This is a genomic window from Stenotrophomonas sp. HMSC10F07 (assembly GCF_001807895.1).
Lineage (GTDB): Bacteria > Pseudomonadota > Gammaproteobacteria > Xanthomonadales > Xanthomonadaceae > Stenotrophomonas > Stenotrophomonas sepilia.
Genome location: NZ_KV791435.1, coordinates 34,056 through 42,512 on the forward strand (window position 1 = coordinate 34,056; position 8,457 = coordinate 42,512).

An 8,457-nucleotide genomic window follows, 5' to 3' on the forward strand; every position below is an offset into this window, starting at 1 on the left:
CGATGGCGCCATCCATGGCGCCAACGGTCCTGCAGCCCCACACCGCCCCACCTCCGACAGATTCCCGGTGACGGTTGGATGGGGCCCGGTAGATCCACGCCATGCGTGGATGAATCTCCGTCGGAATCGAATATTTCGAATTGGAGTCGAAATGCATCCACGCATGGCGTGGATCTACCGTGTCGCCCAAGGTCGACACCTACCAACAGCAGCAGAAATCTGTCAGAGGTGGGGCGGTGTCGGACGGCGGGGTGTCAGCCGCATGGATGCGGCTGCCAAGCTTACAGGGACGTACTTGCAGCGTCCCCGCACTCCGACACCGCCCCGCCATCCCACGGAAAGCCCGCTTTTGCTTTTGCTTTTGCTTTTGCTATTGAGGTTGCCGGCCAGCGGCCGGCACTACCACGGGTGCAGGGCGCAGCCCTGCCGACACCCTCAACGGCGGCGACGCTTGCGGTCCACGTACAGGGTCCTGGCGATGCTCAGCACGATGCCGACCGCGATACCCACCACGCAGCCCAACAGCAGATTGTCGGCTCCGAGGCCCACACCCACGCCGACCACGGTGGCGATGACCATTTCGGCGGTGTGGGAAATCGGTTCGGGCTTCGGGGCAGACATGCGGGCTCCAGCGTCAGTTCGGTTCTTCGGAATGGGCCGGTAGCCCGGAAACGACGAAGCCGGGTTGCCCCGGCCTCGTCTGGTGTCACGCGCAGCGGGCCGTCAGTGCGATTCGGCCGGGCCCGCGATCGGCGGCAGCGGGCGGGCGTCGCCGCCCTTGTCGTTGCCACCATCCTTGTTCGACTTGCTCCAGCCGGCCGGCGGCGGCGGATCGCGGCCTTCCATGATGGCGTCGATCTGCGGCGCGTCGATCGTCTCGTACTGCAGCAGCAACTGGGACATCGCGTGCAACTTGTCCAGGTTGGCCGTCATCAGCTCAGTAGTGCGCGCGTAGGCTTCGTCGAGGATCTTGCGCACCTCCTCATCGATGCGACGCGCGGTGTCGTTGGACACGCTCTTGTGCTGGGTGACCGAACGGCCCAGGAACACCTCGTCATCCTCTTCGCCATAGGCGATCGGGCCGAGCTGGTCGGACAGGCCCCACTTGGTGACCATGTTGCGGGCCATCTTGGTGGCGCGTTCGATGTCGTTGGAAGCGCCCGTGGTGACCTTGTCGGCACCGAAGATCAGCTCCTCGGCCACACGACCACCGTACAGCGAGCACAGCTGCGACTTGATCGCCACGCGGTTCATCGAATACTTGTCGCCCTCCGGCAGGTACATGGTCACGCCCAGCGCACGGCCGCGCGGGATGATCGTGACCTTGTAGACCGGGTCGTGCTCCGGCACCAGGCGGCCGACAATGGCGTGGCCGGCTTCGTGGTAGGCGGTCAGGGTCTTCTCTTCTTCGCTCATGGCCATCGAGCGGCGCTCGGCACCCATCAGGATCTTGTCGCGGGCACGGTCGAAGTGGTCCATGCGGACTTCCTTCTCGTTGCCACGCGCGGCGAACAGGGCCGCCTCGTTGCACAGGTTGGCCAGATCAGCACCGGAGAAGCCCGGGGTACCCCGCGCGATCACCATCGGCTCGACATCGTCGGCGAGCGGCAGCTTGCGCATGTGGACCTTCAGGATGTGCTCGCGACCCTTCACGTCCGGCAGGCCAACCACGACCTGGCGGTCGAAGCGACCCGGGCGCAGCAGCGCCGGGTCCAGCACGTCCGGACGGTTGGTGGCGGCGATCACGATCACGCCTTCACCGCCCTCGAAACCGTCCATTTCGACCAGCAGCTGGTTCAGGGTCTGCTCGCGCTCGTCATGGCCACCGCCCAGGCCGGCGCCACGGTGACGACCGACGGCGTCGATTTCGTCGATGAAGATGATGCACGGGGCATGCTTCTTGGCCTGCTCGAACATGTCGCGCACGCGACTGGCGCCGACGCCGACGAACATTTCCACGAAGTCCGAACCGGAGATCGAGAAGAACGGCACCTTGGCTTCGCCGGCGATGGCCTTGGCCAGCAGCGTCTTGCCGGTACCCGGCGGGCCCACCATCAGCACGCCGCGCGGAATCTTGCCACCCAGCTTGGTGAACTTGGACGGGTCGCGCAGGAAGTCGACCAGCTCGCCCACTTCTTCCTTGGCCTCGTCGCAGCCGGCGACGTCGGCGAAAGTGACCTTGATCTGGTCCTCGCCCTGCAGCTTGGCGCGCGACTTGCCGAAGGACATCGCGCCCTTGGCACCGCCGCCACCGCCCTGCATCTGGCGCATGATGAACAACCAGAAGCCGATGATCAGGATGACCGGCAGAAAATTCATCAGGATCGCGCCGAGGGAGATGCCGCTGGACGGCTCCTCCTGCACGATCTCCACGTTCTTGGTGCGCAGCACGTTGATCAGGTCGCGATCGAACGGTGCGGTGATGGTGGATGTCTGCCCGCCGCGGGTGGTGTAGGTCAGCTGGCTGGTGCCGCCGCGCATGTCGCCGCCGAAGGCGACCTTCTGCACGTTGCCGCTGTCCACCTGGTCCAGGAACTGCGAGTACGACGCACCCTGCGCGCCGGCTCCGGAGGACTTCGGCGAGAAGCTCTGGAAGACCACCATCAGCACGACGGCGACGACCACCCATAGCAGGAGGTTCTTGGTCAAGTCGTTCATCCTCATTGGCTCCGGTGTTCCTCTCAGTGCTGGCGTTGCGTGGGGGTCGAACTTGCGTACATTGCGAGCTTACTTCATGTGGGCGCGTTTTCCCTGACCCAAGGCGTACACCTCGGGAGAGCGCTTGCGCGAGGCTTCCGGCTTGCGGATGGAGACCTTGTCGTACCGGCGGCGCATGTCGCGCACGTAGTCGTCAAAGCCCTCGCCCTGGAACAGCTTGATCAGGAATGCCCCACCGGTCTTCAGGTGGTTGTCGGCAAAATCCAGGGCCAGCTCCGCCAGGTGCATCATCCGCGGCTGGTCGACCGCGCCCACACCACTCTTATTGGGGGCCATGTCCGACAGCACAAGGTCTACCGGCTGATCCCCGAGCATGGCTTCAAACTGCGATAGGACGGCTTCTTCCCTGAAGTCACCATGAAGGAACTCCACGCCGGCCAGCGGCGGCATGTCCAGGATGTCCAGGGCCAGCACGCGGCCGGTGTCGCCGATCTGTCTCCTAACCTGCTGAGACCAGCCACCCGGCGCCGCGCCGAGGTCGACCACCACCATGTGCGGCTTCAGCAGCCGGTCACGTTCAAGCAGCTCTTCGAGCTTGTAGGCGGCGCGCGAGCGCATGCCTTCGGCCTGCGCCTTCTTCACGAAGGGGTCGGAGAAGTGTTCCTTGAGCCAGCGCTGGCTGCTTTTGCTGCGGGTAGCCATTGAAAATAGGGGCTGATGGGGTCCTCATGATACCCTGATCGCCCCATTCAACCGTGTTTTCCTGCATGTCCATCGCCCTGACCGCTTCCCAGACCCGTTTCCTGCGCGGCCAAGCCCACGACCTGAAGGCCCTGCTGCAGACCGGCGGCAAGGGTGTGACCCCGGCCTTCATCGCTGAGCTGAACGAAGTGCTGGAGCGCCACGAACTGGTCAAGGTGAAGGTCGCTGCCGAGGATCGCGACGCCCGTGACGTGATGATCGGCGAGATCGTCGAAGCCACCGAGAGCGCTCTGGTGCAGCGCATCGGCCACGTCGCCGTGCTGTACCGCCCGAGCAGGGAACAGCGCCAGATCGTGCTGCCGCGCGGCTGATCGCCCTACCGTCATGCAGCTGAACCACGAACCGCCCGACTACGCCTACAGCCTGCGCGCCGCCGATGGCCGCTCGGCCAAGGTCAATGACCAGGTGCTGGACGGGAGCTTCTTCCTGACCCCGGACCAGCTGGTCGCGCATTGGCCGGTGGCGAGCGCCGCTGCGTTGCAGCTGGCGGACCTGGAGCCGATCCTGGCGCTGAACCCGGCGCTGATCGTGCTGGGTACCGGTGACCGCCAGGTGTTCCCATCGGCGGTGGTGATGGCCGCCTGCCTGTCACGCGGCATCGGCCTGGAAGTGATGAACAATCCAGCCGCCGCACGCACCTTCAACATCCTGGCAGGCGAAGGCCGCAAGGTCGCGGCTGCTTTCATTCTGGAAGGCTGAGTTCTCGAGTCACCGGTGCCTCCGGCCCCTAGCGGCCTGAAGGCGCGCAGCGGAATGCCGAGAACTCCTGGAGCCGTCCGATCAGGTGGCCGCCCTGCCCCCAGCGGATATCCATGACCTTCCAGTCCCGGTCCTGCCGCTGCAGCAGGACCCGGTCGGTCCATCGATAGTCGCCCACTGCCATGTCGACGCGGATCCAGGTCGCGTCACCCCTCGATTCGGGCATTCCCACCGCGACCGTGTCCGGTCGGTCCGGCGCCAGCAGATACAGGCTCTGGTCGAGCATGTGCGGCTTCTCGTCGTGCGCGGCCAGCGCGGTACAGGCCCGCTCGTAAGCATGCTGCGCATCGACCGCCGAGCGCAGGGCATCGCCCAGCAACGGCGGGATGGCTGCTTCATCTGAAGCCGGCGCCTGGACTACGGCGTAAAGACGGGTGACCACGTCGCGCGGATCGCTGGCCGCGGTGACCAGCGGTGCGACGATCAGCAAGGCGAGAACGGAAGCAGGACGCAGCATGGGGTACCGGGTCGACTGGGACCGCTCAAGAATGCCGGGTATCCGGTCCGCCGTGAAGGTGAGCCTGCGGCACACAGGATCGCAAACGACCGCTCCGCAGTCGCTGAGTCGAGCACGGCTCTACAGGTCAGGAACGCCAGGCATGGCCCGGCACTCCCTGTTCCAACCGCGTCAACGTGCCGGCAGGTACTGCTGCGGATCGACCGGCTTGCCGTTGTAGCGAATCTCGAAGTGGACCATGTCGCGGTTCGCACCGGTGCGGCCCATTTCGGCGATCTGCTCGCCAGCCTTCACGCTCTGCCCTTCATTGACCAGGCGCTTGCGGTTGTGACCATAGGCGGACAGCCACTGGTCGCTGTGCTTGATGATGATCAGTTCGCCGTAGCCAACCAGGCCGGCACCGGAGTACACCACCACGCCGTTGGCGGTTGCCTTGACCGGCTGGCCGCTGGTACCGGCGATGTCGACGCCCTGCTTGGTCGCGTCACCGGCCACGTAGCGGCCGACGATCGCGCCATCGGCTGGCCAGCGCCAGGCGATGTTGCTCTTCACCGGCCCGACCGGCGCCGGGGCCGGCGCGGTGCTGCCGCCACTGCTGCCAGCCGAACGCGGCGGGGTGACCACCGTGGTCGGCGCACGGCCGCTGGTGGCCCCCTGCGGATACAGGCGGATCACCTGGCCGGGGTAGATGGTCGACGGGTTGTCCAGACGATTCCAGGCAATCAGGTCGGCCGGGGTGATGTCATGGATGCGGGCCAGCGCATAGATGGTGTCGCCCTTGCGCACCACCACGGTCTGCCCGGGCTTGGGTACCGAGGTCTTCGGCGTGGTCACGCCGCCAGCGTTGCCGCCGCCCGGGCGGACCACGGTGGCGGTACCGCAGGCGGCCAGTGTGGAAACCAGCAACGCCAGCGCGCCGATGCGCACTCCCTTGCTCAGACGATCAGGATTCATGCGAACTTCGACCTCCATACAAGCCAGGCGATCAGCACCACCACCAGCACGGTGGCGATCCAGCCCAGCGGTTCAATCCAGCGACGCAGCGCCGCTTCGGCACGCGCACCACCGATACGGATGACCGCGGCCAGCACGAACACGCGCTTGCCACGACCGATCAACATGCTCAACAGGTACTGCGGCATCGGTACGCCGACGATACCCGATGCCCACGTGAAGACCTTCATCGGGATCGGCATGAAGCCGCCCAGCACCAGGAAGGTGAACACCGCCCACGGCGATTCGGCCATCTTCGCCTGCACGGTGGTGATGCCCTGCTCGATCGCCGGAAGCATGCCCAGCGCCTCGAACACCGGCTTGATCGCCTCGAAAGCGTAATGACCCAGTGCGTAACCAACCAGCGCGCCGACCATCGAGCCCGCCAGACTGAGGGTGGCGAACCACCAGCCACGCTTGGGCTGGGCCACGCACATCGGTGCCAGCATCACTTCCGGCATCACCGGGAAGATGATCGCTTCAAAGAAACTCAGTACCGTCAGGTAGGTCGGCGCGCGTTCGTGCGCCGCCCACTTCATCGCCCGCTCGTACAGCGGCCCGAAAATCTTCATGCAACCCTGCTCCGTGGATTAGTCGAGCATGCCAGACAGCAGCGGCACGAACGTGACCGGCGCCAGCACGCGTTGTTCGATGCTGCCATCGGGCTTGCGGTCCAGCTGCACCAGCGACTGTCCGCCCGGGCCACCCACCGGCGCCACCAGGCGCCCCCCTTCAGCCAGCTGCCCGACCAGTTCATCGACCAGTGCAGGCGCGGCGGCGGTGACCACGATGGCATCGAACGGACCGTGCTCGGCCCATCCGGCGCGACCGTCGTCATGCTTCGTGCGGATGTTCATGCCCAGTGCGCGGAAGCGCTTGCGTGCCTGCCGCAACAGGTCACCGATACGCTCCACGGTGTAGACCTCCAGGCCCAGCGCGCCCAGGATGGCGGCCTGGTAGCCCGAGCCGGTGCCGACTTCCAGCACGCGCTTCGGCGCGACCTGGAGCACCGCCTCGGTCATCCGGGCGACCACCCAGGGCTGCGAGATGGTCTGGCCATGGCCGATCGGCAGCGCGGTGTCCTCATAGGCACGCGAGGCCAGTGCTTCATCGATGAACAGATGGCGCGGCACAACCCGGATTGCGTTCAAGGTGGACTCGTCGACGATGCCAGCTTCGCGCAGGCGATCGACCAGACGGTCACGCACGCGCTGCGAGGTCATGCCGATGCCGACAGCTTCCGGCTGCAGTCGCAGGCGTGGACTCATGCCGGCCGGTCCAGCGCGGCGCTGAGGCCACCCACCCAGCTGGCCACTTTCTCCAGCGCCTGGTAGCGGGTCAGGTCCACCTGGATCGGGGTGATCGAGATGTGGCCGGTGCGCACCGCGTGGAAGTCGGTGCCCGGGCCGGAGTCCTGCTCGCGCCCGGCCGGGCCGATCCAGTACACCTCGTTGCCGCGCGGATCCTTCTGCGCGATGCAGCCTTCGGCACGATGGCGGTTGCCGAGGCGGGTGACCTCGAAGCCCTTGACCTCGCTCCAGGGCAGATCCGGCACGTTGACGTTGAGGATGGTGTCGGCCGGCAGCGGATCGGCCTTGAGCCGGGCCACGATCTCCACTGCGGCGCGCGCGGCGGTGTCGAAGTGCTTCGGATCGTGGTTGCGGGTAACCAGCGAGACCGCCACCGCCGGCAGGCCGAGGAAGCGGCCTTCCATCGCCGCCGAGACGGTGCCGGAATAGATCACGTCGTCGCCGAGGTTGGCGGCGTTGTTGATGCCTGACACGACGATGTCCGGCTCGAATTCAAGCAGGCCGGTCAGCGCCAGGTGCACGCAGTCGGTCGGCGTGCCAGCCACCGAGACGGTGTAATGGTCGATGCGCTTGAGCCGGATCGGCAGGTCCAGGGTCAGCGAGTTGCTGGCACCGGAGCGATCGCGGTCGGGCGCGACCACCGTGACTTCGTGTCCGGCCTCGCGCAGGACCGAAGCAAGCATCCGGATGCCTGCGGCGTCGACACCATCGTCATTACTGACCAGGATTCGCATCTTCGATTTAACCGCTTGATTTTCCAAGAATTCGATTCCGTCACCGTGCAGTGTGGGCGGGACCGTCGTACTCCCCTGCGGAAGCCGTCGACCCTGCAAGGGCATCGTCTATTGTGCCGCATGCGAGCCGCCGGTCCTACCCTGCCGGCGGTCACGGCCGACATCGAACCGTCATAGGCAGACCCGCGCCGGCGGTTTACCCTGTGCGCATGTCGCACCCTGAAGACGAAGATCCGGCCGCGCTGTTCCGTGCGGCCATCGGTGAAGTGACGCCGCTGCGCAAGGATGCCGAACCGGCGCCTGCTGCGCCCCGGCCGAAGCCGCGCGCACGCATGGCCGAACGCGACGAGGCCGAAGCTGCGGGCGAGTTTGCGCGGCTGCTGCGCGACAGTACGCCGCTGGAAGCGGGCGACGTGGCCAGCTACCGCCGCGACAACCTGCCACCGCGCCTGTTCCAGCGTCTCAAGCGCGGCCAGTATTCGGTACAGGATGAGCTCGACCTGCACGGCGCCACCGCCGCGCAGGCGGAAACCCTGCTGCGCCAGTTCCTGCTGGAAGCGCATGCACACGAGTATGGCTGCGTGCGCATCATCCACGGCAAGGGCCTGCAGTCCGATGGCGGAGCACCGGTGCTGAAGAACCTGGTTGATCGCCTGCTGCGGCTGCGCAACGACGTGCTGGCGTTTCATTCGGCGCCGACCGGGCAAGGCGGCACCGGCGCGGTGCTGGTGTTGCTGGCGCGGCGTTGACAAAAAGGGGACGGAGGGAATTAAGTCGTTTGTGC

General features: G+C 66.2%; 11 protein-coding genes. 3 read left to right on the forward strand and 8 right to left on the reverse strand.

The window, feature by feature from the left end; all coding sequences use genetic code 11:
• Positions 1 to 435 precede the first annotated feature (435 nt).
• From HMPREF3114_RS16135 to rlmE, 3 genes are all read right to left on the reverse strand, one after another.
• Positions 436 to 621: a hypothetical protein gene (locus tag HMPREF3114_RS16135; protein WP_005416039.1), complete on the reverse strand. Its 186-nt coding sequence runs from the start codon at positions 619 to 621 to the stop codon at positions 436 to 438.
• Positions 622 to 723: 102 nt separating this feature from the next.
• Positions 724 to 2,658 (reverse strand): ATP-dependent zinc metalloprotease FtsH, encoded by a 1,935-nt coding sequence (gene ftsH / locus HMPREF3114_RS16140; protein WP_005416038.1) that lies wholly within the window; start codon positions 2,656 to 2,658, stop codon positions 724 to 726.
• Between the two features lie 69 nt (positions 2,659 to 2,727).
• On the reverse strand, positions 2,728 to 3,360 hold the full coding sequence (gene rlmE, locus HMPREF3114_RS16145; protein WP_005409014.1) for a 23S rRNA (uridine(2552)-2'-O)-methyltransferase RlmE: 633 nt from the start codon (positions 3,358 to 3,360) through the stop codon (positions 2,728 to 2,730).
• A 65-nt stretch (positions 3,361 to 3,425) separates the two neighbouring features.
• On the opposite strand from rlmE, the gene yhbY reads away from it, so the two are divergent.
• Both yhbY and HMPREF3114_RS16155 read left to right on the forward strand, forming a co-directional pair.
• Positions 3,426 to 3,731: a ribosome assembly RNA-binding protein YhbY gene (gene yhbY / locus HMPREF3114_RS16150; RefSeq protein ID WP_005416037.1), complete on the forward strand. Its 306-nt coding sequence runs from the start codon at positions 3,426 to 3,428 to the stop codon at positions 3,729 to 3,731.
• Positions 3,732 to 3,744: 13 nt separating this feature from the next.
• A complete protein-coding gene (locus HMPREF3114_RS16155; RefSeq protein ID WP_005416036.1) occupies positions 3,745 to 4,119 on the forward strand; it encodes an Mth938-like domain-containing protein in 375 nt (124 codons plus the stop codon).
• Between the two features lie 28 nt (positions 4,120 to 4,147).
• On the opposite strand, the gene HMPREF3114_RS16160 is transcribed toward HMPREF3114_RS16155, so the two are convergent.
• The 5 genes from HMPREF3114_RS16160 to surE all read right to left on the reverse strand — a co-directional run bounded on the left by HMPREF3114_RS16160 (position 4,148) and on the right by surE (position 7,673).
• The gene (locus HMPREF3114_RS16160; protein ID WP_069137913.1) at positions 4,148 to 4,636 is read right to left on the reverse strand and encodes a hypothetical protein; all 489 of its coding nucleotides are present in this window, start codon (positions 4,634 to 4,636) and stop codon (positions 4,148 to 4,150) included.
• A 171-nt stretch (positions 4,637 to 4,807) separates the two neighbouring features.
• A complete protein-coding gene (locus HMPREF3114_RS16165; RefSeq protein ID WP_005416034.1) occupies positions 4,808 to 5,590 on the reverse strand; it encodes a peptidoglycan DD-metalloendopeptidase family protein in 783 nt (260 codons plus the stop codon).
• Positions 5,587 to 6,201 (reverse strand): YqaA family protein, encoded by a 615-nt coding sequence (locus HMPREF3114_RS16170; protein ID WP_005416033.1) that lies wholly within the window; start codon positions 6,199 to 6,201, stop codon positions 5,587 to 5,589. The genes HMPREF3114_RS16165 and HMPREF3114_RS16170 overlap by 4 nt, the downstream gene beginning before the upstream one ends.
• A gap of 18 nt (positions 6,202 to 6,219) precedes the next feature.
• Positions 6,220 to 6,897 (reverse strand): protein-L-isoaspartate(D-aspartate) O-methyltransferase, encoded by a 678-nt coding sequence (locus HMPREF3114_RS16175; protein ID WP_005416032.1) that lies wholly within the window; start codon positions 6,895 to 6,897, stop codon positions 6,220 to 6,222.
• The gene (surE, locus tag HMPREF3114_RS16180; RefSeq protein WP_005416031.1) at positions 6,894 to 7,673 is read right to left on the reverse strand and encodes a 5'/3'-nucleotidase SurE; all 780 of its coding nucleotides are present in this window, start codon (positions 7,671 to 7,673) and stop codon (positions 6,894 to 6,896) included. The genes HMPREF3114_RS16175 and surE overlap by 4 nt, the downstream gene beginning before the upstream one ends.
• Before the next feature lie 209 nt (positions 7,674 to 7,882).
• Here surE and HMPREF3114_RS16185 point away from each other — a divergent pair, with 209 nt between their 5' ends.
• Positions 7,883 to 8,422, forward strand: coding sequence for a Smr/MutS family protein (locus tag HMPREF3114_RS16185; protein WP_005409007.1), 540 nt, complete (start codon positions 7,883 to 7,885; stop codon positions 8,420 to 8,422).
• The last annotated feature ends 35 nt before the right edge of the window (positions 8,423 to 8,457 follow it).